The sequence below is a fragment of the Nocardioides kribbensis genome (assembly GCF_015070375.1).
In the GTDB taxonomy this organism is placed as follows: domain Bacteria; phylum Actinomycetota; class Actinomycetes; order Propionibacteriales; family Nocardioidaceae; genus Nocardioides; species Nocardioides kribbensis.
Genome location: NZ_JADCLL010000001.1, coordinates 823,828 through 850,296 on the forward strand (window position 1 = coordinate 823,828; position 26,469 = coordinate 850,296).

At 74.3% G+C, this 26,469-nt stretch carries 24 protein-coding genes; 14 read left to right on the top strand and 10 right to left on the bottom strand.

Annotation, left to right across the window (positions count from 1 at the left end; genetic code table 11):
* The first annotated feature begins 23 nt into the window (after nt 1-23).
* Complete coding sequence (locus tag IR170_RS03845; protein ID WP_251533786.1) at nt 24-638, top strand: Maf family protein; 615 nt, start codon at nt 24-26, stop codon at nt 636-638.
* Here IR170_RS03845 and IR170_RS03850 read toward each other — a convergent pair.
* From IR170_RS03850 to IR170_RS03860, 4 genes are all read right to left on the bottom strand, one after another.
* Nucleotides 565-1,113, bottom strand: coding sequence for a GtrA family protein (locus IR170_RS03850; protein ID WP_056863906.1), 549 nt, complete (start codon nt 1,111-1,113; stop codon nt 565-567). The two genes, IR170_RS03845 and IR170_RS03850, sit on opposite strands and share 74 nt — an antisense overlap.
* Before the next feature lie 118 nt (nt 1,114-1,231).
* Nucleotides 1,232-1,333, bottom strand: a complete 102-nt coding sequence (locus tag IR170_RS20555) for an MFS transporter small subunit (protein ID WP_414855733.1) — start codon at nt 1,331-1,333, stop codon at nt 1,232-1,234.
* Nucleotides 1,330-2,721, bottom strand: a complete 1,392-nt coding sequence (locus IR170_RS03855; protein WP_193661248.1) for an OFA family MFS transporter — start codon at nt 2,719-2,721, stop codon at nt 1,330-1,332. The genes IR170_RS20555 and IR170_RS03855 overlap by 4 nt, the downstream gene beginning before the upstream one ends.
* Nucleotides 2,722-2,839: 118 nt before the next feature.
* Nucleotides 2,840-4,054 carry an acyl-CoA dehydrogenase family protein gene (locus tag IR170_RS03860; protein ID WP_193661249.1) on the bottom strand — a complete coding sequence of 405 codons (1,215 nt, stop codon included), beginning with the start codon at nt 4,052-4,054 and terminating at the stop codon, nt 2,840-2,842.
* A gap of 232 nt (nt 4,055-4,286) precedes the next feature.
* On the opposite strand from IR170_RS03860, the gene IR170_RS03865 reads away from it, so the two are divergent.
* The 5 genes from IR170_RS03865 to IR170_RS03885 are packed head-to-tail and all read left to right on the top strand — an operon-like array spanning nt 4,287 to nt 12,239.
* A complete protein-coding gene (locus IR170_RS03865) occupies nt 4,287-6,077 on the top strand; it encodes an acetyl/propionyl/methylcrotonyl-CoA carboxylase subunit alpha (RefSeq protein ID WP_193661250.1) in 1,791 nt (596 codons plus the stop codon).
* Between the two features lie 41 nt (nt 6,078-6,118).
* Entirely contained in the window at nt 6,119-6,646 is a 528-nt protein-coding gene (locus IR170_RS03870; protein ID WP_251533788.1) for a PH domain-containing protein, read from the top strand.
* Complete coding sequence (locus IR170_RS03875) at nt 6,643-8,238, top strand: PH domain-containing protein (RefSeq protein WP_193661251.1); 1,596 nt, start codon at nt 6,643-6,645, stop codon at nt 8,236-8,238. Before IR170_RS03870 ends, IR170_RS03875 begins: the two co-directional genes overlap by 4 nt.
* A gap of 26 nt (nt 8,239-8,264) precedes the next feature.
* On the top strand, nt 8,265-11,663 hold the full coding sequence (locus tag IR170_RS03880; protein ID WP_193661252.1) for a pyruvate carboxylase: 3,399 nt from the start codon (nt 8,265-8,267) through the stop codon (nt 11,661-11,663).
* Nucleotides 11,664-11,672: 9 nt separating this feature from the next.
* Complete coding sequence (locus IR170_RS03885) at nt 11,673-12,239, top strand: dienelactone hydrolase family protein (RefSeq protein ID WP_193661253.1); 567 nt, start codon at nt 11,673-11,675, stop codon at nt 12,237-12,239.
* Here the strand turns inward: IR170_RS03885 and IR170_RS03890 are convergent.
* Complete coding sequence (locus IR170_RS03890; RefSeq protein WP_193661254.1) at nt 12,236-12,787, bottom strand: helix-turn-helix domain-containing protein; 552 nt, start codon at nt 12,785-12,787, stop codon at nt 12,236-12,238. The two genes, IR170_RS03885 and IR170_RS03890, sit on opposite strands and share 4 nt — an antisense overlap.
* Nucleotides 12,788-12,847: 60 nt before the next feature.
* Between IR170_RS03890 and IR170_RS03895 the strand changes: the two genes are divergently transcribed.
* Nucleotides 12,848-14,065, top strand: a complete 1,218-nt coding sequence (locus tag IR170_RS03895; RefSeq protein WP_193661255.1) for a benzoate/H(+) symporter BenE family transporter — start codon at nt 12,848-12,850, stop codon at nt 14,063-14,065.
* Here the strand turns inward: IR170_RS03895 and IR170_RS03900 are convergent.
* From IR170_RS03900 to IR170_RS03910, 3 genes are all read right to left on the bottom strand, one after another.
* The gene (locus IR170_RS03900) at nt 14,046-15,266 is read right to left on the bottom strand and encodes a SpoIID/LytB domain-containing protein (protein WP_193661256.1); all 1,221 of its coding nucleotides are present in this window, start codon (nt 15,264-15,266) and stop codon (nt 14,046-14,048) included. The two genes, IR170_RS03895 and IR170_RS03900, sit on opposite strands and share 20 nt — an antisense overlap.
* Nucleotides 15,267-15,344: 78 nt before the next feature.
* A complete protein-coding gene (locus tag IR170_RS03905) occupies nt 15,345-16,610 on the bottom strand; it encodes a SpoIID/LytB domain-containing protein (protein ID WP_193661257.1) in 1,266 nt (421 codons plus the stop codon).
* A 110-nt stretch (nt 16,611-16,720) separates the two neighbouring features.
* A complete protein-coding gene (locus IR170_RS03910; RefSeq protein ID WP_319804895.1) occupies nt 16,721-18,259 on the bottom strand; it encodes an LVIVD repeat-containing protein in 1,539 nt (512 codons plus the stop codon).
* A 116-nt stretch (nt 18,260-18,375) separates the two neighbouring features.
* Here IR170_RS03910 and IR170_RS03915 point away from each other — a divergent pair, with 116 nt between their 5' ends.
* Nucleotides 18,376-19,068 carry a DUF305 domain-containing protein gene (locus tag IR170_RS03915; protein WP_193661258.1) on the top strand — a complete coding sequence of 231 codons (693 nt, stop codon included), beginning with the start codon at nt 18,376-18,378 and terminating at the stop codon, nt 19,066-19,068.
* Between the two features lie 60 nt (nt 19,069-19,128).
* Here IR170_RS03915 and IR170_RS03920 read toward each other — a convergent pair whose 3' ends face one another.
* Both IR170_RS03920 and lpdA read right to left on the bottom strand, forming a co-directional pair.
* The gene (locus tag IR170_RS03920) at nt 19,129-20,535 is read right to left on the bottom strand and encodes an NAD(P)H-quinone dehydrogenase (RefSeq protein WP_193661259.1); all 1,407 of its coding nucleotides are present in this window, start codon (nt 20,533-20,535) and stop codon (nt 19,129-19,131) included.
* 29 nt (nt 20,536-20,564) lie between these two features.
* Nucleotides 20,565-21,971 (bottom strand): dihydrolipoyl dehydrogenase, encoded by a 1,407-nt coding sequence (gene lpdA, locus IR170_RS03925; protein ID WP_056863893.1) that lies wholly within the window; start codon nt 21,969-21,971, stop codon nt 20,565-20,567.
* A 70-nt stretch (nt 21,972-22,041) separates the two neighbouring features.
* Here lpdA and IR170_RS03930 point away from each other — a divergent pair, with 70 nt between their 5' ends.
* From IR170_RS03930 to IR170_RS03955, 6 genes are read left to right on the top strand one after another with little or no spacing between them, the layout of a single operon-like run.
* The gene (locus IR170_RS03930; RefSeq protein ID WP_056863892.1) at nt 22,042-22,494 is read left to right on the top strand and encodes a gamma-glutamylcyclotransferase; all 453 of its coding nucleotides are present in this window, start codon (nt 22,042-22,044) and stop codon (nt 22,492-22,494) included.
* 56 nt (nt 22,495-22,550) lie between these two features.
* Nucleotides 22,551-23,348: a purine-nucleoside phosphorylase gene (locus IR170_RS03935; RefSeq protein WP_056863891.1), complete on the top strand. Its 798-nt coding sequence runs from the start codon at nt 22,551-22,553 to the stop codon at nt 23,346-23,348.
* Nucleotides 23,348-24,058 (top strand): TetR family transcriptional regulator, encoded by a 711-nt coding sequence (locus tag IR170_RS03940; protein ID WP_193661260.1) that lies wholly within the window; start codon nt 23,348-23,350, stop codon nt 24,056-24,058. The genes IR170_RS03935 and IR170_RS03940 overlap by 1 nt, the downstream gene beginning before the upstream one ends.
* On the top strand, nt 24,055-24,699 hold the full coding sequence (locus IR170_RS03945) for a biliverdin-producing heme oxygenase (protein WP_319804896.1): 645 nt from the start codon (nt 24,055-24,057) through the stop codon (nt 24,697-24,699). The genes IR170_RS03940 and IR170_RS03945 overlap by 4 nt, the downstream gene beginning before the upstream one ends.
* 38 nt (nt 24,700-24,737) lie before the next feature.
* Nucleotides 24,738-25,778: an aldo/keto reductase gene (locus tag IR170_RS03950; RefSeq protein WP_193661261.1), complete on the top strand. Its 1,041-nt coding sequence runs from the start codon at nt 24,738-24,740 to the stop codon at nt 25,776-25,778.
* Between the two features lie 54 nt (nt 25,779-25,832).
* A complete protein-coding gene (locus IR170_RS03955; RefSeq protein WP_193661262.1) occupies nt 25,833-26,453 on the top strand; it encodes a hypothetical protein in 621 nt (206 codons plus the stop codon).
* The last annotated feature ends 16 nt before the right edge of the window (nt 26,454-26,469 follow it).

Here is a 26,469-nt window from a genome sequence, read left to right on the forward strand (position 1 = left end):
CAGCCGGCCTCTAGGCTCGTGCGGTGACCTTCGTGCTGGCCAGTGCCTCCCCCGCCCGACTCGCCACGCTGCGCAGCGCCGGCCTCGATCCCGTGGTCGTGGTCAGCGGCGTCGACGAGTCGGTGCTCGACGGCCTGCCCGCTGCCGAGCTCGCCCTCGGACTCGCCCGCCTCAAGTGCGACGCCGTGGCCGAGCGGGCCGGGTCGACGGGCTCCGAGGTGCCCGCCGACGCCCTCGTGCTCGGCTGCGACTCGGTGCTCGAGCTCGACGGCCGGGCGCTCGGCAAGCCCCACTCCCCCGCCGAGGCCGTCGCGCGCTGGGAGGCCATGCGCGGGCGCACCGGGGTGCTGCGCACCGGTCACCACCTGCGCGACCTCGCCAGCGGGCGCTCGACCGGGGCGACCGCGTCGACGACCGTGCACTTCGCGCAGGTCAGCGACGCCGAGATCGCGGCCTACGTCGCGACCGGCGAGCCGCTGCACGTCGCGGGCGCCTTCACCGTCGACGGCCTGGGCGGCGCCTTCGTCACCGGCATCGAGGGCGACCACCACAACGTGGTGGGCGTCAGCCTGCCGCTCCTCCGCGAGCTGACGGCGGCGCTGGGTCGGTCGTGGACCGACCTGTGGGCGCGGCCGTGAGGGTCTCCTCGGCGGGGTAGATGTCGCCGAGCCCGATCGGGCGCCGGAAGACGAAGGTGCGGAAGAGGTAGAACCGCGCACCGACTCCGAGGGCCAGGCCGATGACGTTGGCCGCGACGTTGTCGGAGACCGGGTCGTCGAGGCCGAGCACGTCGCGGCTGACCACCAGGCACAGCACCGGCAGGGCCATGGTCGCCACGTTGATGACGACGAAGGCCGAGCGGCCCCCGTCGGCCTGGCGCGGCGGGCGGTCGCGGAAGGCCCAGCTCCGCGTGCCGCGGTAGCTGATGACCATGCCCACGGTGTTGGCGACGACGTAGGCCAGCACCGGCTGGTCGGGCAGCAGCGCGTGCTCGCCGGTGTTGAAGCCGTGGACCAGGAGATTGAACAGCACGAGCGCCACGACGGTGGCCAGGCCGCCGACGGCCAGGAACCTGCCGACCTCGGCGAGGACCCGCTCGCGACCCTCGCCCATGGGTCCAGGCTAGGCCACGACGACGTCGGGCCGGGGAGCGACGTGCTCCCCGGCCCGACGGCCGTACGGTTCCGGAGGGGTCCGGAAGGTCCGGAAGGTCCGGAGGGTCCGGCCGGCCTCAGCCGGTGAAGAGCGCCGAGGCCTTGCGGACGGTCTCGACGATGCCGTAGGCCAGCGGGACGCCGACCAGGGCCCAGGCGACGACGATCCGGGCGCTCATGCGTTGCTCCTCTCGGTGGCACGGGCCGCGCGCGGCTCGTGGTACTTGCTGGCGACGGGGCGGACCATCGCGTTGGCCAGCAGGCCCACCGCGAGCAGGCCGACCATGATGAACAGCGCCGGGCGGTAGTCGCCGGCCACGAGCTCACCGGGGGTGCCCCGGCTGTCGAGCACCGAGTTGACGATGAGCGGCCCGGCGACACCGGCGGCCGACCAGGCGGTCAGCAGCCGGCCGTGGATGGCGCCGACCTGGTAGGTGCCGAAGAGGTCGCGCAGGTAGGCCGGGATCGTGGCGAAGCCGCCGCCGTAGAAGCTGATGATGACCGCGGCCAGCAGCACGAAGAGCGCGGTGGCGCTGCTGCCGACGGTGGCGAGCAGCACGTAGAGCACCAGGCCGAGGCCGAGGTAGACGAAGTAGATGCCCTTGCGCCCGATGACGTCGGAGGTCGAGGACCACACGAAGCGACCGGCCATGTTGAAGATCGACAGCAGGCCGACGAAGCCGCCGGCGGCCACGACCGAGACCGTGCTCGTCGCCCCGTCGCGGAAGAAGTCCTGGATCATCGGCGCGGCCTGCTCGAGGATGCCGATGCCGGCGGTCACGTTGCAGAACAGGATGGTCCACAGCAGCCAGAACTGCGGGGTCTTGATCGCGTTGGCCGCGGAGACCGAGTCGGTGGTGACGAGGCTCTTCTGCTTGACCGTCGAGGGGTCGAAGCCGTCGGGGCGCCAGTCGTCGGCCGGCACACGCATGGTGAAGGCGCCGAACATCATGAAGACCAGGTAGAGCGCGGCGAGCGTGAGGAAGAGCAGCACCAGGGCCTGGCCGTCGGCGAACGGGTTCTCGGTGGCGCTGAAGGAGGGGTCGTAGGCGGCGAGCAGCTCGCCGCTCAGCGGGCTGGCGATGAGCGCGCCGCCGCCGAAGCCCATGATCGCCATGCCGGTGGCCAGCCCGGGACGGTCGGGGAACCACTTGATGAGCGTCGAGACCGGCGAGATGTAGCCGATGCCGAGACCGATGCCGCCGATCACGCCGTAGCCGAGGTAGAAGACCCAGATGCTGCCGATCGCGATGCCCAGGGCGCCGACGAGGAAGCCGGTGACCCAGAAGCAGGCGGAGACGAACATGGCGGCGCGCGGACCGTTGCGGTCCACCCACGTGCCGAAGAGGGCGGCGGAGACGCCGAGCATCACGATCGCGATCGAGAACGAGACGCCCACGGCGGTGAGGCTGGAGTCGAAGTGCTCGACCAGGGCGCTCTTGTAGACGCTGGTGGCGTAGACCTGGCCGATGCAGAGGTGGACGGCCAAGGCGGCCGGGGGGATGAGCCAGCGGTTGAAGCCGGGCGGGGCCACGGTCTTCTCGCGGGCGAGGAACGACGGAACCACGGGGGATACCTCCGAGTCGGGAACCCGCTAGTTCTACTCCCCCGCCCGCGTGGCGTGGCTCACCCCCCTGGGGTGGCCCGCCCGTGGCGCCGGGTGTAGGGGGCCCGCCGCACGGGGCTCACTCCACCGGCAGGCCCAGGCCCCGCGCGATGAGCATCCGCTGCACCTCGGAGGTGCCCTCGCCGATCTCGAGCACCTTGGCGTCGCGGTAGAACCGCGCCACGGGGTACTCCTCCATGAAGCCGTAGCCACCGAAGACCTGTGTCGCGATGCGGGTCGCGGTGACCGCCGACTCGGTGGAGTAGAGCTTGGCCACCGCGGCCGCCTGCTTGAAGTCGCGGTACGGCGCGCCACCGTCCTTCATCGCCGCGGCGCGGTAGGTGAGCATCCGGCTGGCGTGCAGCATGACCTCGAGGTCGGCCAGCTGGAAGGCCACGCCCTGCTTGCGCCCGATGGGGCCGCCGAAGGTCTGGCGCTCCCCCGCGTAGGCCAGCGCCATGTCGAGGCAGGCCTGGATGCAGCCCACCGAGAGCGCGGAGATCGCCACGCGCCCGTCGTCGAGGGTGGCGAGGAACTGGGCGTAGCCCCTGCCGCGCTCGCCCAGCAGGTGGTCGGCCGGCACCCGCACGTCGTCGAAGGACAGCGGGTGGGTGTCGGAGGCGTGCCAGCCGAGCTTGTCGTAGGCCTTCTCGGCGGTGAAGCCCGGCGTGCCCGCGGGCACCATGATCGCGGAGATCTCGGGCCGGCCGTCCTCGCGCGTGCCGGTGCGGGCCGTGGCGGTGACCAGCGAGGTGATCGCGCTGCCGGAGTTGGTGATGAACTGCTTGGCGCCGTTGACCACCCACTCCTCCCCCGCCAGCTCCGCGCGGGTGGCGGTGGCGCCGGCGTCGGAGCCCGCACCGGGCTCGGTGAGGCCGAAACCGGCGAGCTGCTCCCCGGCGACCAGCGCGGGCAGCCAGCGCTCCTTCTGCTCCTGCGTGCCGTAGGTGAGGATCGGGTTGATGCCCAGGCCCACACCGGCCTGCAGGGTGATGCCCATCGACTGGTCGACGCGCCCGATCTCCTCGATCGCCACGCAGAGGCTGGTGAAGTCGCCGTCCTCGCCGGCCCCGCCGAACTCCTCGGGCGCGGTGAGGCCGAAGAGCCCCAGCTCGCCCATCTGCTGCACCACGTCGACCGGGAAGTGGTGCTCGCGGTCCCACTGCGCGGCGTGGGGGGCGATCTGGGCCTGCGCGAAGTCGCGCACGCTGCGGCGGAACTCCTCGTGCTCGCGGGAGAGCTCGAAGGCCGAGCCCTGGAGGCCGGCGGGGACGGAGGACGTGACGGCGGTCATGTCGTCCATGCTAGCCGCGCGGTTAGCGTCTGTTAACCACGTGGGCGGCCGCCCCCCGGACCGGGCGAAGGAGTCCGGAGGACAGACCTCGCCGACGCCGGCGCGGAGCGGGCGATAGCCTGCGCACGAGGTGCGGCCGGAGCCGTGCCGAGGACGACGCAGGACCCCTGCGGAGCCCCACCCAGGACAGCCAGAACCCACCACCCCCACCACAGACACCCAGGAGTGACAGGTGCCGGAGACCACGCCGCTGCAGAAGGTGCTCATCGCCAACCGGGGCGAGATCGCGGTCCGGGTCATCCGGGCCTGCAAGGACGCCGGCATCGGCAGCGTCGCCGTCTACGCCGAGCCCGACCGCGACGCCATCTTCGTGCGCATGGCCGACGAGGCCTACTCCCTCGAGGGCGCCACCCCGGCCGAGTCCTACCTCGACATCGCCAAGATCATCGCCGTGGCCCAGCGCTCCGGCGCCGACTCGGTCCACCCGGGCTACGGCTTCCTCGCCGAGAACGCCGACTTCGCGCAGGCCGTGCTCGACGCCGGGCTGATCTGGATCGGTCCCCCGCCGGCCGCCATCGAGGCCCTGGGCGACAAGGCCAAGGCCAAGCACATCGCCGACAAGGCCGAGGCGCCCCTGGCCCCCGGCACCAAGGACCCCGTGGCCGACGCCGACGAGGTCGTCGCCTTCGCCCGCGACAACGGCCTGCCCGTGGCCATCAAGGCCGTCTTCGGCGGTGGCGGCCGCGGCCTCAAGGTCGCCCGCACCCTGGAGGAGATCCCCGACGCCTACGAGTCGGCGGTGCGCGAGGCGGTCACCGCCTTCGGGCGCGGCGAGTGCCTGGTCGAGAAGTTCCTCGACAAGCCGCGCCACGTCGAGACCCAGTGCCTGGCCGACCAGCACGGCAACGTCGTGGTGGTCTCCACGCGCGACTGCTCCCTGCAGCGGCGCAACCAGAAGCTCGTGGAGGAGGCGCCCGCGCCCTTCCTGAGCCAGGAGCAGCTCGCCGAGCTCTACGAGTCCTCCAAGCGCATCCTGCGCGAGGCGGGCTACTACGGCGCAGGCACCTGCGAGTTCCTGGTCGCCCAGGACGGCACCATCTCCTTCCTCGAGGTCAACACCCGCCTCCAGGTCGAGCACTGCGTCTCCGAGGAGGTCACCGGCATCGACCTCGTGCGCGAGATGTTCCGCATCGCCGCCGGCGAGGAGCTCGGCTACGACGACCCCGAGATCCGCGGGCACTCCATCGAGTTCCGCATCAACGCCGAGGACGGCGGGCGCAACTTCATGCCCGCGCCCGGCACCCTCACCGCCTGGGCGCCGCCCAGCGGACCTGGCGTGCGCGTCGACGGCGGCTACGAGTCGGGCCAGACCGTCCCCGGCTCCTTCGACTCCCTCATCGCCAAGCTCGTCGTCACGGGCCGCGACCGCACCCAGGCCCTCGAGCGCTCGCGCCGCGCGCTGGAGGAGTTCGTGGTCGACGGCATGCCGACCGTCATCCCGTTCCACCGTGCCGTGGTCTCCGACCCGGCCTACGTCGGCGCCTCCACCCCCACCGGCGAGGGCTCCTTCGAGGTCTACACCCAGTGGATCGAGACCGAGTTCGACAACCGGATCGAGCCCTACTCCGGTGAGGCCGGCGAGGCGGCCGAGGAGGCCGAGCGCCAGAAGGTCGTCGTCGAGGTCGGCGGCAAGCGCCTCGAGGTCGTCCTGCCCGGCGGGCTCGGCGGCGTCGCCGCGGCCGCCGGCGGCGGGGGCAAGGCCAAGCCGAAGCGGGCGGGCGGCAAGAAGGCCGGCGCGGCCGCCAGCGGCGACGCCGTCACCAGCCCGATGCAGGGCACCGTGGTCAAGGTCGTGGTCGCCGAGGGCCAGGAGGTCGCCGAGGGCGACACCGTCGTGGTCATCGAGGCGATGAAGATGGAGCAGCCGCTGAAGGCCCACAAGGCCGGCACCGTGACCGGCCTGCAGGCCGAGGTCGGCGCCACCGTCACCAACGGCGCCGTGATCTGCGAGCTCAAGGACTGAGCCGGCGGGCGCCGAGGGGGTCGGTCGGTAGCGTCGGACCCGTGCCCCACGAGCCCGACCTGCAGCCCGACCCGCAGCCCGACCCGCATCCCGAGCTGCGAGCTCCTTCGCAGCGGGTCAGCCCCCGCGCCCGCACGATGTGGACCGTCGAGACCCTCCTCGAGGGGCTCGTCTCCGCCGCCCTCGTGGTGGTCGTCGTGGCCCTGGTCGACGCGGTCGACGTCACCTGGTGGGGCGTGGCCCTGCTGGGAGCCGCGGTCGCGGCGTACGCCCTGGTCGTGCCGCGGTGGCGCTGGGCGGTGCACCGGTGGGAGGTCACCGACACCGCGGTCTACACCCAGGTCGGGTGGTGGAGCCTGGAGCAACGGGTCGCGCCGCTCTCGCGGATCCAGACCGTCGACCACGTCGTCGGCCCGGTCGAGCGGGCCTTCGGGCTGGCCACCGTCACCGTCACGACGGCCTCGGCGGCCGGGGCGCTGCGGGTCTCCGGCCTCGAGCGCGACCGTGCCCGCCGCCTCGTCGACGAGCTGACGCTGCGCGCCGAGGCCGCCGGCGGCGACGCGACGTGAGCGAGGCGGAGCCGGAGCCGGTGCCCGAGCCGGTGGTGGGGCCGGTGGTGGGGCCGGTGGTGGAGCCGGTGGTGGAGCCGGTGGTGGCGGAGTCCGAGTGGCAGCGCCTCGACCCCCGGATGCTGCTGGTGCACCCGGTGAAGGAGGTCGTGCGCTTCCTGCCGGTGCTCGTCGGCGTGTGGTTCGCCGGCAGTGCGGCGGGCTCGTCGTGGCAGCTGCTCGGGGTGGCGGTGCCCGTGGCCCTGGGGGTGCTGCGCTACCTCACGACCAGCTTCCGCGTCGCCCACGACCGCGTCGAGCTGCGTCGCGGCCTGCTCGAGCGCCACGTGCTCTCCACCCCCGTCGACCGGGTGCGCACGGTCGACCTCACCGCCTCCCCCGTGCACCGCGTGCTGGGCCTGACCACGATGCGCGTCGGCACCGGCACGGCCTCCAGCGACGACGACGAGCAGCTCGACCTCGACGGGCTGCCCGTGGAGCGGGCCCGCCGGCTGCGCGACGAGCTGCTGCGCGCGGCCCCCTCCGCGCCGGGCGCCGAGGGGGACCTCGACGCCGAGGGCCGGTCGCGGCCCCCGGCGCCCGCGGCGCCGCCCGTGCTCGTGCTCGACGCCGCCTGGGCCCGCTACGCCCCGCTCACCAGCGCGGGGCTCGTGCTCGCCGCCGCCGTCGTCGGCGGTGGGCTGCAGCTCCTGCAGGTCCTCGGCGGGCTCGACCGCATCGACGTCGACGGCGTGGCCCGCGACGTCGCCACCGCACCGCTGCTGGCCCTCGCGGCCGTCGCCGTGGGCCTCGGCCTCGTGGTCGTCGCCGGACTCGCCGTCGTGGCCTACCTGGTGTCCTACTGGGGCTTCTCGCTGCGGCGGTCGGGAGCCAGCTGGCACCTGGTGCGCGGCCTGCTCACCACCCGGGAGACCAGCCTCGACGACGCGCGCCTGCACGGCGTCACCCTGACCGAGCCGGTCGGGCTCCGCCTGGCCGGCGGCGCCGGGCTCAGCGCGATCGTCACCGGGCTGCGGGGCGAGGGCGGCGCGGCCAGCGCCCTGCTCACCCCGCCCGCGCCGTACGCCGTGGTCGCCGCGACGGCCGCGGCCGTGGTGGGCGACGCCGAGCCGGTCATGGGGCCGCTGGTGCCGCACGGTCCGCAGGCGACGCGTCGTGCGTGGGTGCGCGCCTGCGCGCCGGCGCTCGTGCTCGCGGGCCTGGTGGTGGCGGTGGTGCTCGCCGACCTCCCGGGCACGTCGTCGTGGCTGCTGCCGCTCGTGCCCGCGCTGCTCGTGGGCGGGGCCCTGCTGGGCCGCGACCGCGCCCGCTCGCTGGGCCACGCGCTCACCGCGCGCCACCTCGTGGCGCGCCGCGGCAGCGTGGTGCGGCGCCGCGACGTGCTCGCCCGCGAGGCGGTCATCGGGTGGACGCTGCGGGCCACGTGGCTGCAGCGGCGCGCCGGCCTGTGCTCGCTGGTCGCGACGACCGCCGGTGGGCGGCAGTCGGTGGTGGTGGCCGACGTGCCGCGCGCCCTCGCCGTCCGGCTCGCCGCCTCCGCCCGGCCCGGGCTGCTGGAGCAGTTCCTCCTGGTGGACGAGTCACACGGCTGACACACCGACGTCGGTACCCTCCGGGCATGTTCTCCAAGGTGCTGGTGGCCAACCGCGGCGAGATCGCGATCCGGGCGTTCCGTGCGGCGTACGAGCTCGGGGCCGAGACCGTCGCGGTGTTCCCCTACGAGGACCGGGGCTCGGAGCACCGGCTCAAGGCCGACGAGGCCTACGAGATCGGCGAGCGCGGCCACCCCGTGCGCACCTACCTCGACCCCGACGCGATCGTGGCCGCGGCGGTCCAGGCCGGCGCCGACGCGGTCTACCCCGGCTACGGCTTCCTCTCGGAGAACCCCGCCCTCGCCGAGGCCTGCGCCAACGCCGGGATCACCTTCATCGGGCCCACCGCCGACGTCCTCGAGCTGACCGGCAACAAGGCCCGTGCCATCGCCGCCGCCAAGGCGGCGGGCGTGCCCGTCCTGGCCAGCGTCGAGCCCTCGACCGACGTCGACGCCCTCGTCGAGGCCGCCCAGGAGCTGCCCTTCCCGCTCTTCGTCAAGGCCGTGGCGGGTGGCGGCGGGCGCGGCATGCGCCGCGTCGACGACCCGGCCAGGCTGCGCGAGGCCGTCGAGACCTGCATGCGCGAGGGCGAGGCCGCGTTCGGCGACCCCACCGTCTTCGTCGAGCAGGCCGTGGTGGAGCCGCGCCACATCGAGGTGCAGATCCTCGCCGACGGCCAGGGCGGCGTCATGCACCTCTTCGAGCGCGACTGCTCGGTGCAGCGACGCCACCAGAAGGTCGTGGAGATCGCCCCGGCGCCCAACCTCGACCCGGAGCTGCGCGATCGCATGTGCGCCGACGCGGTGCGCTTCGCCCGCGAGATCGGCTACCGCAACGCCGGCACCGTCGAGTTCCTCCTCGACCCCGACGGCAACTACGTCTTCATCGAGATGAACCCCCGCATCCAGGTCGAGCACACCGTGACCGAGGAGGTCACCGACGTCGACCTCGTGCAGTCGCAGATGCGCATCGCCTCCGGGGAGAGCCTCGCCGACCTCGGGCTGTCGCAGGAGACCGTGCAGCTGCGCGGCGCCGCGCTGCAGTGCCGCATCACCACCGAGAGCCCCGCCAACGACTTCCGGCCCGACACCGGCACCATCACCACCTACCGCTCCCCCGGCGGCGCCGGTGTGCGCGTCGACGGCGGCACGACCTACTCCGGCGCCGAGGTCAGCGCCCACTTCGACTCGATGCTGGCCAAGCTCACCTGCCGCGGTCGCGACTTCCCCACCGCGGTGGCCCGCGCGCGCCGCGCCGTCGCGGAGTTCCGCATCCGCGGTGTCGCCACCAACATCGCCTTCCTCCAGGCGCTGCTCGACGACCCCGACTTCGCCGCGGGCCGGGTGACCACGTCGTTCATCGAGACCCACCCGCAGCTGCTCACCGCACGCGCCTCCGGCGACCGCGGCACCAAGCTGCTGGCCTACCTCGCCGACGTCACCGTCAACAAGCCCCACGGCGAGGCCCCGGTGACCCTCGACCCCCGCACCAAGCTGCCGCGGGTCGACCTGTCGGTGCCCGCCCCCGACGGCACCCGCCAGCAGCTGCTGGCGCTGGGGCCCGACGCCTTCGCCCGCGACCTGCGCGAGCGCACCGGGGTGGCCGTCACCGACACCACCTTCCGCGACGCCCACCAGTCGCTGCTGGCGACCCGGGTGCGCACCAAGGACCTCCTCGCCGTCGCGGGCCACGTCGCCCGCACCACCCCCCAGCTGTGGTCGCTGGAGGCCTGGGGCGGTGCGACCTACGACGTGTCGCTGCGCTTCCTCGCCGAGGACCCCTGGGAGCGCCTGGCCCAGCTGCGCCAGGCGGTGCCCAACATCTGCCTGCAGATGCTGCTGCGCGGGCGCAACACCGTCGGCTACACCCCCTACCCCACCGCGGTGACCCACGCCTTCGTCGAGGAGGCCGCCGCCACCGGCATCGACGTGTTCCGGATCTTCGACGCCCTCAACGACGTGGAGCAGATGCGCCCGGCCATCGAGGCCGTGCGCGCCACCGGCACCACGGTGGCCGAGGTCGCGCTGTGCTACACCGGCGACCTCTCCGACCCCGCCGAGGACCTCTACACCCTCGACTACTACCTGCGCCTGGCCGAGCAGATCGTCGACGCCGGCGCCCACGTGCTGGCCATCAAGGACATGGCCGGCCTGCTGCGCGCCCCCGCGGCCCGCACGCTGGTGACCGCGCTGCGCGAGCGCTTCGACCTGCCGGTGCACCTGCACACCCACGACACCCCGGGCGGGCAGCTGGCCACCCTGCTGGCCGCCATCGACGCCGGGGTCGACGCGGTCGACGCCGCGACCGCCGCGATGGCGGGCACGACCTCGCAGCCGCCGATCTCGGCGCTGGTCGCCGGCACCGACTTCTCGGCGCGCGAGACCGGCCTCGACCTCGCGGCGGTCAACGCGCTCGAGCCGTACTGGGAGGCCACGCGCCGCGTCTACGCCCCCTTCGAGTCGGGCCTGCCGGCGCCCACCGGGCGGGTCTACCGCCACGAGATCCCCGGCGGCCAGCTCTCCAACCTGCGCCAGCAGGCGATCGCGCTCGGCCTGGGCGAGAAGTTCGAGCAGATCGAGGACATGTACGCCGCGGCCAACGACATCCTGGGCCGGGTCGTGAAGGTGACGCCGTCCTCCAAGGTGGTCGGCGACCTCGCGCTCCACCTGGTCGCCGCGGGCGCCGACCCCGAGGAGTTCGCGGCCGACCCGGCCTCCTTCGACATCCCCGGCTCGGTGATCGGCTTCCTGCACGGCGAGCTCGGCGACCCGCCCGGCGGCTGGCCCGAGCCGTTCCGCACCAGGGCGCTGGAGGGTCGCTCCTACCAGGCGCCGGCCGAGGAGCTCACCGACGAGCAGGCCGCGGGGCTGGGCCTCGACGGCGAGGTCAGCCAGCGCACCCGCCGCGACACCCTCAACGAGCTGCTCTTCGCCGGCCCGACCAAGGAGTTCCGCGAGTCGCGCTCGACCTACGGCGACCTCTCGGTGCTGTCCACCCTGGACTTCCTCTACGGGCTGCGCCGCGGCGAGGAGCACACCGTGGAGATCGCGGAGGGCAAGAAGCTCATCCTCGGCGTCCAGGCGATCGGCGAGCCCGACGAGCGCGGCATCCGCACGGTGATGTGCACCATCAACGGCCAGATGCGCCCGATCCCGGTGCGCGACCGCTCGGTCTCGGCCGACGCCGCGGCCGTGGAGAAGGCCGACCCGGCGAAGCCGGGCCAGGTCGCGGCCCCCTTCCAGGGCGTCGTGAGCGTCGTCGTGGCCGAGGGCGACCGCGTCGCCGCGGGCGACACCGTGGCCACCATCGAGGCCATGAAGATGGAGGCGGCGATCACCGCCCCCGTCGACGGCACGGTGGAGCGGGTGGCGCTGTCGGGCACCCAGGCCGTCGAGGGCGGTGACCTGGTCGTCGTGCTGGCCTAGGGTCGGGCGATGACCCACGTCGTCCTCTTCCACCACGCCCTCGGGCAGACGCCCGGCTTCCACGCCTTCGCCGACCGGCTGCGCGCAGCCGGTCACGAGGTCACCGCCCCCGACCTCTACGCCGGGGCGACCTTCACCGACCTCGACGAGGGCGTGGCCCACGCCCGCTCGACCGGCTTCGACGTCGTGCGTCAGCGCGGCCTGGACGCCGCCGCCGACCTGCCCGACGACGTGGTGTGGGCCGGGATGTCCCTGGGGCTGATGCCGGCGCAGACCCTGGCCCAGACCCGGCCCGGCGCCCGCGGGGCGCTGCTCCTGCACGGCAGCGTGCCGCCGGAGGCGCTCGGGTCGCCCTGGCCGAGCGGGCTGCCGGCGCAGGTGCACGTCATGGAGCACGACGACTGGGGCGACGTCGACGACTGCCGCGCCCTGGCCGCCGCGCAGGACGAGGTCGAGCTCTTCCTCTACCCCGGCGCGGGCCACCTCTTCACCGACGCCTCCTCGGTCGACCACGACCCCGCCGCGAGCGACCTGCTCCTCGAGCGGGTCCTGGCCTTCCTCCAGCGGGTCGGCTAGCCCCCGGGCGTCGCGGGCGCCGGCGTGGTGATGACGTCGACGCCCGTCATGCCGCCGGCACCCGCCGTGTAGGCGTGCGGCCGGTCGGCCGCCCACTCCGCGGTGGCGCCCGCGGCGAGCTCCAGGGGGGCGTCGTCGCCCGGCTCCACCCGGCACGAGCCGGTCAGCACCACCAGGCGCTCGCGGGTGCCCGGGGCGTGGGCCGGCGAGCGGCGACGACCGCCGGGCGGCATGCGCAGCAGCCAGACCTCCACCGTGCGGTCGGCCTCGGCGAGCAGGTGCAGCCGCACGGTCTCCAGATCCGGGTCGGCCACCGCGACCCCGTCGCGGTCCTCGACGAGGGCGGCCAGCGGCACACCGAGCGGGCCCGCGAGGGCGTACAGCGTGTCGAGGGTCGGGTTGCGGCGCCCCGTCTCGAGCTCCGAGAGCGAGCCCTTGCCCACGCCGGCGGCCTCGGCCAGCGCGGCCAGCGACAGCCCGCGCGCGCGGCGTACGGCGCGCACCCGCGCACCGGCCTCGGCGCCCGGGCGGTGGACCTGGTCCGCCACGGGCGGCTCCCTCCGACTAGGGTTCTGTATACGGAACCCTAGCGCGGCGAGGAGGCCCCGGTGCCGACCACGACCGACGACGCCCCGGAGGCGCCCGCCCACGGCAGCCCCGTGCTGGCCGGTGTGGTGGTCGCCCTCGTCGGCTTCTCCAGCTCCTTCGCGGTCGTGCTGGCCGGGCTGGTGGCCGTCGGCGCCTCGCCCACCCAGGCCGCCTCCGGGCTGCTGACGCTCTGCGTCACGCAGGCGCTGGGCATGCTCTGGCTCAGCCTGCGTCACCGCATCCCGCTCACCCTGGCCTGGTCGACCCCGGGCGCGGCGCTGCTGGCCACGACCGGCGGTGCCGTGGGCGGCTGGCCCGCGGCGGTGGGCGCGTTCGTCGCCACCGGCGCGCTCGTGCTGCTCACCGCGGCGTGGCCGCGGCTGGGTGACCTGGTCGCCCGGGTGCCGCCCGCGCTCGCCCGGGCGATGCTCGCCGGGGTGCTGCTGCCGCTGTGCCTGGCGCCGGTGACGGCGCTCGCCACCGACCCGTGGGCGGTGGCGCCGGTCGTCGTGGTGTGGCTGGTCCTGCTGCGCGCGGCCCGCCGGTGGGCCGCGCCCGCGGCGCTGGGCGCCGCGCTGGTCGTCGCCGTGGTCGACGTGACCGCCGGCGACGGCGCCCGGCTCGCCGCGGGCGACCTGCTGCCGCGTCTCGACCTCACCGCTCCGACGTGGACGCTGCCGGCCCTGGTGGGCCTGGCGCTGCCGCTCTACGTCGTCACGATGGCCTCGCAGAACCTCCCCGGGGTGGCGGTGATGAGCGCCGAGGGCTACGCCGTGCCGTGGCGCGAGTCGATGGCGGTCACGGGGGTGGCCACCGTGGTCGGCGCCCCGGCCGGCGCCCACGCGGTCAACCTGGCCGCGATCACCGCGGCCCTGGCGGCCGGCCCCGAGGCCGGCCCCGACCGCGAGCGCCGCTGGGTCGCCGCCGTCACCGCGGCGGTGGCCTACCTCGCGCTGGCGGTGGCCAGCGCCGCCCTGGCCTCCCTGGTGGCCGCCTCCTCCAGCGCGGTGGTGCCCGCCGCGGCCGGTCTGGCGCTGCTGGGCACGTTCGCCGCCTCGGCCAGCGACGCCCTGGGCGCGAGCGAGCAGCGTGAGGCCGCGGCCGTCACCTTCCTCGTCGCCGCCTCCGGCGTCGTCGTGCTCGGCGTGGGAGCGGCGTTCTGGGCGCTGCTGGCCGGGCTCGGGGTGCGCGCGGCGCTGCGCGCGGGCCCCCGCGCGGTCACGACACCGCGACGGTGAACCAGGTCGAGCGCAGGCCCAGCGCGGAGCGGAACCCGTCGCCGCTCACCGTGACCGAGCCCCGCGTCCCGCTCAGCACGAGGGTCGTGACGCGACCGCCCCACTCGCCGTTGCCGTCGCGGGCGGTGACCCGCACGCCCCGCAGGTCGCCGACCGCGGGCCAGCGCCGCTCCAGGGTCTCGTCGGCCAGCCGCACCGACCAGTCGTGCACGGGGTTGCCGGCCCAGTCGTCGTACGGGTCGGCCCGGGCCACCAGGTAGGGCACCGAGCCGGCCGAGGTCCATCCCCCGCTGCTCGAGGAGAACTGCGTGAAGGCGGGCGACCCGTCGGCGAGCAGCACCTGGCCGGCGGTGTCGGCGATCGCGGCGTCGGAGGCGGGGTGCTCGGAGCCGACCCCGCCGTAGACCTGAGAGGCCGTGGTGTCGTAGACGTCGAAGTGGCCCCCGCGGGGGTGGAGCCGCTCGTAGGCGGCGTAGGTGCGGGCCGCCACCGCCTGGGCCCGCACGGCGGCCGGCGACCAGCTCGCCGGCACCTCGCGCGGCACCACGCCGCGCAGGTAGGCCTCCAGGCGCAGGTCGTTGACCGTGTCGCGGGCGGCCGAGCCCGGGGTCACGGTGGCGGCACGCAGCCGACCGCGGTACTGCTGGTCCCCGCCGGGCGTCACCAGGGTGAGCGGCTGACCGCCCGCGGCGAGCTCCCCGTCGCCCTCGAGCTCGCGCCAGCGCCGCCATCGGTCGGTGCGGAAGGAGACCCGGGTGGCCCCGGTGGCGGCCTGCTGCACCCGCCACAGCGAGGCGCCCTTGTCGGGCAGCAGGGTCAGCTCACCGGTCGCGGTGTCGCGCAGCGTCAGCCCCGGCCGGGCGCGCACGACGAGGTCGTCGGTGGTGTCGGCGCCGACGAGCACGTCGATGCGTCCGGCGCGCCGGCCCCAGGTCAGGTCGGGGTAGTAGAAGTCGAGGATCTCGCGGTGGTCCAGGCCCTGGCGGGCCGCGCCCTCCGCGCCGTACTGCGACATGCCGTGACCGTGACCGTAGCCGTGGCCGGTGAGGGTCAGCACGGCGTCGGGCGGCACGGTCCAGGTGTCGGCGGCCGACGCGGCCGACGCGGACGGCGTCGCCGCGAGCGGGGCGGGCAGGGGCACGGCGACGGCGGCGAGCAGCAGGGCGACGCGCGCACGACCGCGGGGTCGGCGGGACAGCATGACCCGATGGCACCACACGACCCACCGGCCCCGCGGGGCTCTTCGCGAACTACGCCGGGGTAGTTCGCGGGAGGAGGCTCAGACGAGCCAGAACCAGTCCGAGCGCAACCCGAAGAACGAGCGGAACCGGTCACCGCTCACGGTGCTGGAGGCGTCGGTGCCACTCACGCGCACCTCGACGACGCGACCGCCGCGCGGGCCGTCTCCGTCGCGGCGGGTGACCTCCACGCCGGTGAGCTCGCCGATCTGCGGCAGCGCCCGCTCGAGCGCCTCGTCGCTGATCCGCACCGTGCCCTCGGGCCACGGCACGTAGGGGTTGCCGCGCCACGGGTCGTAGGGGTCCCTTTTCGCCCGCAGGTAGCCGAAGGATCCGGCCCGGGTCCAGCCGCCGTTGCTGGCCGAGAACTGCGCGAAGATCGGCTTCCCGTCCTTCGTGCGCACCTGGCGCGCGGTGGCCCGGATCGCCGTGTCGGCCCGCGGGTGCTCGGCGGAGAAGCCGCCGTAGACCTGGCAGGCGGCGGTGTCGCACAGCTGGTAGTGCCGCGAGCCCGGTGCGGCGGCGCGCTCGAAGGCGGCGTAGGTGCGGGCGGCGACGGCCTGGGCGCGGATCGCGTCGGGGTCCCAGGTCGAGGCGATCACCTCGGCCGGCACCACGCCCCGCAGGTAGGACTCCAGCGCGACGACGTTGACGGTGTCGCGGCCCGACCCGGAGGCCGCCGAGCGCAGCGCGCCGCGGTAGTCCACGGCGCCCGCGGGCGTGTGCAGCCGCACCGGCGCTCCCCCGGCCGCGAACTGCGCCTGCCCCGGCAGCACCCGCCACCGCTTCCAGGGGCCGCCGGAGGTCTGCGACGAGACCAGGCTGTCACCGTCGGCGGCGGCGGTGATCCGCCACCGGCTCGCCTCGGGGCGGGCCTCGGCGAGCCGCCAGGTGCGCGCGGAGCCCGCCGACCCGGTCGCGGTCAGGGCCCGACGCGCGCTCACGACGACGTCGTCGCTGGTGTCGGCCGAGAGCAGCACCCTGACGTCGCCGCCGACCGTGCCCCGGCCGGTGCCGGGGTAGTAGAAGCGCAGGATCCGCTGGGCCCCGAGGCCCTGGCGTGCGGCGCCCTCGGCGCCCCACTGCGACAGGCCGACGCCGTGGCCGTAGCCGCGCCCGGCCAGGTCGACGCCACCGATCGGGGCCCTCCGCTCCCCCTCCTCGGCGGCCGCACCGCGCGTCGGCAGGGCGACCGACATCAGTGCCACCGACAGCAGGGCCACCGACAGCAGGGCGGCCGACAGCAGGGAGCCGGCGCCGCTCAGGCGGCGCGCGGGGTGGGCACGGGCGGGGCGGGGGTGGCGCACAGGGACTCCCGGGGGGGTGGAGGCAGGCAGGACGCGCCCGATCCTCACAGGAGGACCGGGCGCGTCTCAAGCCCGCTCGGTGCGGTGCGGTGCCGTGCGGGGTGGTGCGGTCAGCCGTTGTAGGACGGCTGCGACTGGGCGTTGAAGGTGCCCATGCGCACCTTCTTGGCCTTGTTCACGCGCGGGTCGTCGATGGCGAAGACCTCGAGGCCGCGGGTGATGTCGCTGGAGTAGATGTGGCCGTTGTACCAGTACGTCGACCAGGAGCCACCGAGCACGAGCTCGGTGTCGGAGATGGCTCCGCGGTCGAAGTGGGCGATCTCGACCGGCTTGCGGGAGTTGGTGAAGTCGAAGACCGAGAAGCCGCCCTGGTACCACGCCTGCACCATGATGTCGCGGCCCTCCACCGGGATCAGCGAGCCGTTGTGGGCCACGCAGTTCTCGGTGAGCGCCTGGGTGCGCGGGATCTTGTAGTAGCTGCGGAACTCCAGGTCGCGACGCACGATGTCGTAGATGCCGTTGGCGCCCCGCTTGGGGCCGGTGCCGGGGTTGCAGGTCGGCGCACCGCCGCCGCCGAGCTCGTCGGTGAAGACGACCTTGGTGCCGGCGTTGTTGAAGGTGGCGCTGTGCCAGAAGGCGAAGTTGCGCTCGTCGCGGACCCGGTCGATGACGCGGGGCTCGGCGCGCTTGCTGATGTCCATCAGGATGCCGTCGCCCATGCAGGCCCCCGCGGCGAGGTCCTTCTGCGGGTAGGCGGTGATGTCGTGGCAGCCGCTCGTGGCGCTGTTGCCGCCGGGCACGCCGCTGCCGGGGTTGCCGCCGCCGGGGAACAGCCTCGGCGTGCGGAGCAGCTCCGCCCCGGCGGGGTCGGACACGGGCACGGTGACGATGCTGATGCGGTCGTGCGGGGTCTGGCAGTCGGGGAAGGCGTCGTTGGGTCCGTAGGAGGACACGTAGACGAAGAGCCGCTCCCCCGACTTCGACGGCGCGAGGGTGTGGGTGTGCGAGCCGCAGTCGGTCTCCACCGACGCGACGTACTCCGGGGCGGCGGGGTCGGAGATGTCGAAGACCCGCAGACCCTCCCACGACGACTCCTCCTCGGCCGACTGCGAGACGCTGCTGCACGAGTCGTCGCTGCGGCTGGAGTCGACGCTCAGCACGAGGACGTCGCGGTAGACCGAGACGTCGCCCTGACCGCCGGGGCACTCGACCTGGGCCACGCGCTTCGGCTCGGTGGGGCGGGAGATGTCGAAGACCGCGAAGCCGTTGTAGTTGCCGTCGTAGGCGTACTTGCCCTGGAAGGCCAGGTCGCTGCCGACGCCGCCGTTCTCCGGCGTGAAGGAGCCGACCAGCGGCTTGCGGGCGATCTGTCGCACGTTGCTGCTCTTGTCGACCTCGCCCTGGTCGGCGGTGGCCTCGTAGGAGTCGAGACCGGCGAGCGCCTGGCCGGGCAGCGCGCAGGCGTCGTCGAAGTTGTCGCCGGCGGCGCGCAGGTCCGCGCGCTCGGCGGGGGTGCAGGTCGGGTCGGTGCGCTCGGCGGAGGCCGAGCCGGCGCCGGTGATCGTGAGGCCGGCGACCGCGCCGGCGCCGAGGGCCAGCGAGAGCAGCGCGAGCCCGGCGCGGGTGCGGCGGGGGGTGGGTGGTGTCACGGGGGGTGGGCCCTTCGTCCGAGTGTCGAATCCCTCCGCGGGTGCCGCGGAGGGGTGGGTCAGGAGAATCTTGGCCGCTGTGGCCCGATCGCGCCACCCTGTGATGTGCTGGATCCATGACTCGGGTCGTTGTCCTGCACCGTACGTCGATCGCCGCGGCCGCCGCCGTGCTCGCGCTGGGCCTCGCGGGGTGCAGCTCCGACGACGGCGCCTCGGGGACGCCGGAGGGGGGCGCGTCCGACGCCCCCGCGGGCTCCCCCGCCGCCGAGCTGCCCGCCGGGGTCGACGCCGACGACGCGTCGTTCCTGACCCAGATGGTGCCCCACCACGCGCAGGCGCTGACGCTGGTCGACCTGGCGCAGACCCGGGCTGCGAGCCCGGCCGTGCTCGCGGCGGCCGACCGCATCGCGGCAGGCCAGGGCCCCGAGATCCTCGAGATGGCGGCGTGGCTGGACGCCCGCGGCCTCCCGGTGCCCGACGAGTCCGACCTGGCGGAGATGACCGAGGCGGTGTCGGGCGACTCCGCGGCGGGGCACGAGGGTCACGACATGGAGGGCATGGAGGGCATGGGGGCCATGCCCGGGATGCTCGGCTCCGACGACCTCGACGCCCTGGCCGCGGCCGAGGGCGTCGACTTCGACCGGCTCTTCCTCACCGACATGATCCGCCACCACGAGGGCGCGGTCACGATGGCCGAGGCGGTGCTCGCCGACGGCTCCGACCAGCGCGTCAACGAGATCGCCACCGAGATCTCCGCGGGCCAGACCGCGGAGATCGAGCGGCTCAAGGTCCTGCTCGACCGGCTCTGAGGCCGGCCGCGCCCCGGCCGCTCCCGGTCGGACGCCGCCCGGACACGGGTCGGGCGCGGGTCAGACGCGGTGCAGCCGGCGGGCGGCCTCCGCGATCGACCCGCTCATCGAGGGGTAGACGGTGAAGGTGGCCGCGAGCTGGTCGGCGGTGATCGACTCCGCCACGGCCAGCGACACCGGGTGGATCAGCTCGCTGGCCCGCGGACCGACCACCACGCCGCCGACGACGATGCCGGTGCCGGGACGGCAGAAGAGCTTGACGAACCCGTCGCGCACGCCCTGCATCTTGGCCCGCGGGTTGCCCGACAGCGGCAGCATGACGACCTCGGCGGTGATCTCCCCGTTGTCGACGGCCTGCTGCGACCAGCCGACCGTGGCGATCTCGGGGGCGGTGAAGACGTTGGAGGCGACCTTCTTGAGGTCCAGGGGCGCGACGGCGTCGCCGAGGAAGTGGTACATCGCGATCCGGCCCTGCATGGCCGCCACCGACGCGAGCATCAGCACACCGGTGCAGTCGCCGGCGGCGTAGACCCCGCGGGCGGTGGTGCGCGAGACGCGGTCGACGCCGACGAAGCCGCCGTCCTTGAGCCGCACGCCGGCGTCCTCGAGACCGAGGTCGGTGGTGTTGGGCACCGAGCCGAGCGCGAGGATGCAGTGCGAGCCCTGCACGCTGCGGCCGTCGGTGAGCGTCACGGTCACGACGTCGCCGTCGCGCGTCACCGACTCCATCCGCGAGCGGGAGAGCACCTTCATGCCGCGGCGCTTGGAGACCTCCTCGAGCACGGCCGAGGCGTCGGCGTCCTCGCCGGGCAGCACGCGGTCGCGCGAGGAGACGAGGGTGACGGGGATCCCGAGAGCGAGGTAGGCCGACGCGAACTCGGCCCCGGTCACGCCCGAGCCGACCACGATCAGCTCGGTCGGCACCTCGGTGAGGTCGTAGACCTGCTCCCAGGTGAGGATCCGCTCGCCGTCGGGCTGGGCGCTGGGCAGCGTGCGGGGCGAGGCGCCGGTCGCGATGAGCACGGCGCCGGCCTCGAGGGTCTGCTCGGAGCCGTCGGGGCCGGTCACCACGACGCGCTCGGGACCGTCGAGGCGGCCGCGGCCGCGCACCACCGTGACGTTCTCGCGGTCGAGGCGGCGGCCGATGTCGACCGACTGCTCGGCGGCGAGGGCCTTGACCCGGGTGTTGACCCGGGCCAGGTCCACGCTGAGCGTCGTGGCCGCGTCGCCCTCCACGTCGTGGAAGTTGACCCCGAGCTCGGCGGCGCCGGCGACCTCGGTCATCAGCTCGGAGGTGGCGATGAGGGTCTTGCTCGGCACGCAGTCGGTGATGACCGCCGACCCGCCGAGACCGTCGGTGTCGACCACGGTCACCTCGGCCCCGAGCTGGCTGGCGACCAGCGCGGACTCGTAGCCCCCGGGACCACCGCCGATGATGACGACCTTGTCGACTGTCCGGTCGGGCATGGCTGTGCTCCTCGCGCTGGCGGGCTCGGTCAGAAGTTGATCATGTGGCCGGCGATGCCGTGCACGGCTTCCTTCACCGACTCACCCAGCGTCGGGTGGGCGAAGACGTTGCGGGCCACCTCGTCGGCGGTGAGGTCCCACTGCTGGGCCAGGGTCAGCACCGGCAGCAGCTCGGTCACGTCGGGGCCGATGAGGTGGGCACCGATGATCTCGTTGTGCTCGGCGTCGGCGACGACCTTCACGAAGCCGACCGCGTCGCCGAGACCCTGCGCCTTGCCGTTGGCCGAGAAGGGGAACGTGGAGGTCTTGACGTCGTAGCCCTTGTCCTTGGCCTGCTGCTCGGAGTAGCCGAACGAGGCCACCTGCGGCTGGCAGTAGGTCGCCCGCGGGATCATGTCGAAGTCGATCTCCATGGTCTCCGCGCCGGCGATGGTCTCGGCGGCCACGATGCCCATGGCCTCCGCGGCGTGGGCCAGCATCATCTTGCCGGTGACGTCGCCGATGGCGTAGACGTGCTCGACGTTGGTGCGACCCCGCCCGTCGACGGCGATCGCTCCCCGCTCGGTGAGCTCCACACCGGCCGCCTCGAGGCCGTAGCCCTCGACGCGCGGGGCGAAACCGATGGCCTGCATGACCTTGTCGGCCTTGAGGACCTCCTGCTGGCCGTCCTTCGACACCGTCACCGAGACCTGGTCGCCGGAGTCCTCGATCGACTCGACCTTGGTCGACAGGCGCACGTCGACGCCGAGCTTCTTGTAGTGCTTGAGCAGCTCCTTGGACACGTCGGCGTCCTCGGTGGGCACCATGCGGTCGAGGAACTCCACGATGGTCACCTCGACGCCGAAGTTCTTCAGCACGTAGGCGAACTCCACGCCGATCGCACCGGAGCCGGCGATGATGATGGAGCCGGGCAGCTGGTCGGTGAGGATCTGCTCCTCGTAGGTCACGACCCGCTCGCTGAGCGAGGTGCCCGGGATGAGCCGGGTCTTGGCGCCCGCGGCGACGATGAGGTCGGTGCAGGTGTAGGAGGTGACGTTGCCGTCCTTGTCCTTGACGTCGACGCCCTGACCCCCGTCGACCGCGCCGGTGAGGGTGCCCCAGCCGTCGATCTCGGTGATCTTGTTCTTCTTCATCAGGAAGTGGACGCCCTTGACGATGCCGCCGGAGACCTGGCGGCTGCGCTTGTGGGTGGGCCCGAAGGCCATGGTGGCGTCGCCCTCGATGCCGTACTTGGCCTTCTCGTGGGTCAGCACGTGGGCGAGCTCGGCGTTCTTGAGCAGGGCCTTGGAGGGGATGCACCCGACGTTGAGGCAGACACCGCCCCAGTACTTCTCCTCCACCACGGCGACCTTCTTGCCGAGCTGGGCCGCGCGGATCGCGGCGACGTAGCCGCCGGGACCGGCGCCGAGGACGAGGACATCGAAGTGCGTGCTCACGGGCTCCACCCTAGGGCTCGCGCGCAGGTCGGCCCAAGGCGGGCGGGCACCCGGCACTACTCTTCGTCACGTGACGCTCTACGCCGCCTACGGGAGCAACCTCGATCCCGCCCGCATGGGCGAGCGCTGCCCCCACTCGCCGCTGCGCACGACCGGCTGGCTGGAGGGCTGGCGGCTGACCTTCGGTGGCGAGGAGCACGGCTGGGACGGCGCCCTGCCCACCATCGTCCAGGACCCCTTCGAGCAGGTCTTCGTGGCCGTCTACGACGTCACCCGCGAGGACGAGAGCAGCCTCGACGGCTGGGAGCAGGCCGACACCGGCCTCTACCGCAAGACCCGGGTGCGGGTCTCCACGCTCACCGGCGAGCAGGTCACCTGGGCCTACGTCCTCGACGCCTACGAGGGCGGCCTGCCCTCCGCCTCCTACCTCGGCGTGCTGGCCGACGCCGCCGAGGCCGCCGACGCCCCTGCCGACTACGTCGCCGCCCTGCGCCGACGCCCCTGCCGCTCCTCCGGCCTGTAGCTCCCCGGGCGCGGCCCCTGGCTCGCGACGGGTCGCGGCACGCATAGGCTGGGCCGGTGAACGACGACGCCTACTCCCTGGCCACCGACGCCGCCCAGAAGCTCGCCGACCTGACCGGCGTCGAGCGCCACGACGTGGCCCTGGTGCTCGGCTCGGGCTGGCTCCCCGCGGTGGACGCGCTCGGCGAGGCCACCGCCGAGATCGCCACGACCGACCTGCCCGGCTTCAACCCCGCCGCGGTGGCCGGCCACTCCGGCACGATCCGCTCGGTGCGCTCGGGCGAGCGCAACCTGCTGGTGTTCCTCTCGCGCACCCACTACTACGAGGGCAAGGGGGTGCCGGCCGTCGTCCACCCGGTCCGCACCGCGGCCGCCGCGGGCTGCTCCACGATCGTGCTCACCAACGGCTGCGGAGGGCTCAAGGAGACCTGGAGCCCCGGCCAGCCCGTGCTGATCAGCGACCACATCAACCTCACCGGCCGCTCCCCCATCGAGGGCGCGCGGTTCGTCGACCTCACCGACCTCTACTCCCCGCGCCTGCGCGCGCTGTGCCGCGAGATCGACCCGAGCCTCGACGAGGGCGTCTACGTCCAGTTCCCCGGACCGCACTACGAGACCCCCGCCGAGATCGGGATGGTCCGCGCCATCGGCGGCCACCTGGTCGGGATGAGCACGACCCTGGAGGCCATCGCCGCGCGCGAGGCCGGCATGGAGGTCCTCGGCATCAGCCTGGTCACCAACCTCGCCGCCGGCATGAGCGGCGAGCCGCTCGACCACGCCGAGGTCCTCGAGGCCGGCCGCGCCGCGGCCAGCCGGATGGGAGACCTCCTCTCCACGATCGTCCCGCGGATCTGATGGCCCCCGACGAGACGACCGGCGAGACACCCGACCCCACCGGCGACCTGTCCTCGGGTCGCGAGACCCGGGCGCGACTGGTCGAGGCGGCCACGCGGGCCTTCGCCGACCACGGCGTGCAGAACGCCTCGCTGCTCGACATCACCCGCCAGGCCGGCCAGCGCAACCGGGGCGCCGTGCACTACCACTTCGGCTCGCGCGCCGGCCTGCTCACCACGGTGCTCGACCAGTTCACCGAGGTCCTCGCCGCGCGTGAGCGCGAGCTGCTCGCCGTGGCGCGCGAGCGGCCCGACGACGACCTCGGTGCGGCGATCGAGGCCGTCGTGCGGCCCAGCGTCGAGGTGGCCGAGGGCGACTGGCGCGGGCGCTGCTACCTCATGATCGTCGCGGAGCTCATCGCCGACGACCAGGCCCGCGCCCTCGACGGCGTGGAGGAGGCGCTGGCCCGCACCGGGGGCCACGAGGTCTACGCCCTCATCGTCGAGCGGATGCCGGCGCTGCCCGACGCGCTGCGCGAGGAGCGCCTGACCCTGATGACCGGCTTCGTGCTGCGCGCCATCGGCGACCGCGCCCGGGCCCTGGGCGGCGACTCCCCCCGGCGCGAGCGCCTCGACACCGACGCCTTCGTCGCCAACCTGGTGGCCATGGCCGCGGCGATGCTGCGCGCCCACCCCCTTCCCGACGTGCCCGCGTCCGACCTGCCCGCGTGAGCACGCTGTCGGCGCGCATGCGCGAGGGGTCGATGGCCGAGCACCGCGCCGCCGAGGCCTCGGTCTTCGTCACCCGCCTGCTCGAGGGAGGGGTCGACGCCGCCGGCTACACCGCCTACCTGCTGCGGCTACAGCGCGTGTACGCCGCGCTCGAGCGCACCGCCCGCGCCCACCTGCACCACCCCGGTGTCGTCGCGGTCCACGACCCCGACCTCGAGCGGTCGGCCGCGCTGGAGGCCGACCTGGAGCACTGGGCGCCCGGTGGGCCCCGCGAGGTCGACTCCCCCGCGGTCGCGGCCTACGAGCGCCGCATCGAGGCCAGCACCGGCGTGGCCGGCGGCGCCGGCTTCGCGGCCCACCACTACACCCGCTACCTCGGCGACCTCTCCGGGGGCCAGGCCATCGGCCGCACCCTTGACCGGACCTTCGACCTCGGGGGCCGCGGCACGGACTTCTACCGCTTCGACGCCGTACCGAGGCCCAAGCCGTACAAGGACGCCTACCGCCTGCGCCTCGACGGGCTCGACCTCGACGAGGCGCAGCAGGAGGCGGTCGTGGCCGAGGTGCAGGCGGCCTTCGCCCTCAACCAGGCGCTCTTCGTCGAGCTCGCGGCGGAGCTGGACCTGTTCGGCGCGCGCTGACGCACGCGCGGCTTGGACCGCCGCGCTTGGGTGGACCCATGAGCACCTCCGCCCCGACCCCCGCGAGCATCCCGACCCGCACCCTCGGCACCGCCTCCCACGAGGGTCGACCCCTCACCGTCTCCGCCCTCGGCCTGGGCTGCATGGGCATGTCGGAGTTCTACGGCACCGGCGACGAGCAGACCGGCGTCGACACCATCCACCGCGCCCTCGACCTCGGCGTGACCTTCCTCGACACCGCCGACATGTACGGCCCGTTCACCAACGAGCAGCTGGTGGGCCGCGCCATCGCCGGACGCCGCGACGAGGTCCAGCTGGCCACGAAGTTCGGCAACGAGCGGCTGCCCGACGGCACCCGCCTGGGCATCAACGGCAGGCCCGACTACGTGCGCACAGCCTGCGACGCCTCGCTGCGCAGGCTCGGTGTGGACCACCTCGACCTCTACTACCAGCACCGTGTCGACAAGACCGTGCCGATCGAGGAGACCGTCGGCGCGATGGCCGAGCTCGTCGAGGCCGGCAAGGTCCGCCACCTGGGCCTCTCGGAGGCCTCGGCCGCCACGATCCGCCGCGCCCACGCCACCCACCCGATCACCGCGCTGCAGACCGAGTACTCCCTGTTCACCCGTGACCTCGAGGACGAGATCCTCCCCGTGCTGCGCGAGCTCGGCATCGGCCTGGTGCCCTACTCGCCGCTGGGTCGCGGCATCCTCACCGGCGCGATCACCGACGAGAGCCAGCTGGAGGAGGGCGACTCGCGTCGCACGGCGTACTTCCCCCGGCTCAACGGCGAGGGGCTGCGCGCCAACCTCGCGCTCGTGGCGAAGGTCCGCGGGATCGCCGAGGCCAAGGGCTGCACCCCCGGCCAGCTCGCGCTCGCCTGGGTGCTCGCGCAGGGCGACGACACCCTCGGCGTCGCCCCCATCCCCGGCACCAAGCGCGTGCGCTACCTGGAGGAGAACGCCGGGGCCGTCGCGGTCTCCCTCGACGCCGCCGACCTCGAGGCCCTCGAGCGCGCCGTGCCGCGCGACGCCGTCGTGGGCGAGCGCTACGGCGACATGAGCAGCATCGACGCCTGAGCGGGCGTGAGGGGGACCCGGTTTCCCCGCGCCGGCGAGGGGCAGCATCCGGTCGTGCCCCGTCGTCCCCTGGTCGCCCTGCTCTCCCTCCTCGTCGGCGTCACCGCCGCCTGCAGCAGTGGCGGCGGCCAGGACGGGTCGGGCGGGCCCGGCGCTCCCGCCGCGTCCTCGGCGGCCACGCCCACCCCGAGCGACCCGGCGCCCCCCGCCCGCTCGACCGCCGTCACCCTGGACCGGGGCACGAGCACCCGGTGCGCGCCCGCCCGCAAGCCCTACGTGGTCTGGGAGTCGTTCCGGGTGAGCGCCCCGGCGACGGTCGAGCGCCTGGTGCTCGGGGGGCTGCGGGGGGTCGAGGTCTCCGGGCAGTCGATCAGTCGCCGCCCGCCCGGGCAGGTGTCCTACACCGGCATGGCCCGCGGCACCGCGCCTCCCCGCGGCGAGCGCGACACCGTGGCGTGGGGCGAGCGGAGCGCCCTGCCCGCGCAGGTGGGGCCCGGCGACTACTACGTCTTCGCACGCGTCTCGCAGGCCCGCCGCGGCGGCGGCTGGGACCGCTTCGGCCTGGAGTTCACCGACGCCGACGGGGTGGCCGGCAGTGTGGCGCGCGCCTGGGCCACCGGCTTCCGGGCCGCGTCGGACCCGGTGTCGGCGCCGGGTGGTCGCTGCGGCTCCTGAGCGCCCGCGGCGCCGG

Bases quoted from the DNA above. Each gene is read 5' to 3' on its own strand.
- IR170_RS03850 (WP_056863906.1), bottom strand. From the start codon at position 1,113: ATGGGCGAGGGTCGCGAGCGGGTCCTCGCCGAGGTCGGCAGGTTCCTG.
- IR170_RS20555 (WP_414855733.1), bottom strand. From the start codon at position 1,333: ATGAGCGCCCGGATCGTCGTCGCCTGGGCCCTGGTCGGCGTCCCGCTG.
- IR170_RS03860 (WP_193661249.1), bottom strand. From the start codon at position 4,054: ATGACCGCCGTCACGTCCTCCGTCCCCGCCGGCCTCCAGGGCTCGGCC.
- IR170_RS03880 (WP_193661252.1), top strand. From the start codon at position 8,265: ATGTTCTCCAAGGTGCTGGTGGCCAACCGCGGCGAGATCGCGATCCGG.
- IR170_RS03885 (WP_193661253.1), top strand. From the start codon at position 11,673: ATGACCCACGTCGTCCTCTTCCACCACGCCCTCGGGCAGACGCCCGGC.
- IR170_RS03900 (WP_193661256.1), bottom strand. From the start codon at position 15,266: ATGCTGTCCCGCCGACCCCGCGGTCGTGCGCGCGTCGCCCTGCTGCTC.
- IR170_RS03915 (WP_193661258.1), top strand. From the start codon at position 18,376: ATGACTCGGGTCGTTGTCCTGCACCGTACGTCGATCGCCGCGGCCGCC.
- IR170_RS03920 (WP_193661259.1), bottom strand. From the start codon at position 20,535: ATGCCCGACCGGACAGTCGACAAGGTCGTCATCATCGGCGGTGGTCCC.
- IR170_RS03940 (WP_193661260.1), top strand. From the start codon at position 23,348: ATGGCCCCCGACGAGACGACCGGCGAGACACCCGACCCCACCGGCGAC.
- IR170_RS03950 (WP_193661261.1), top strand. From the start codon at position 24,738: ATGAGCACCTCCGCCCCGACCCCCGCGAGCATCCCGACCCGCACCCTC.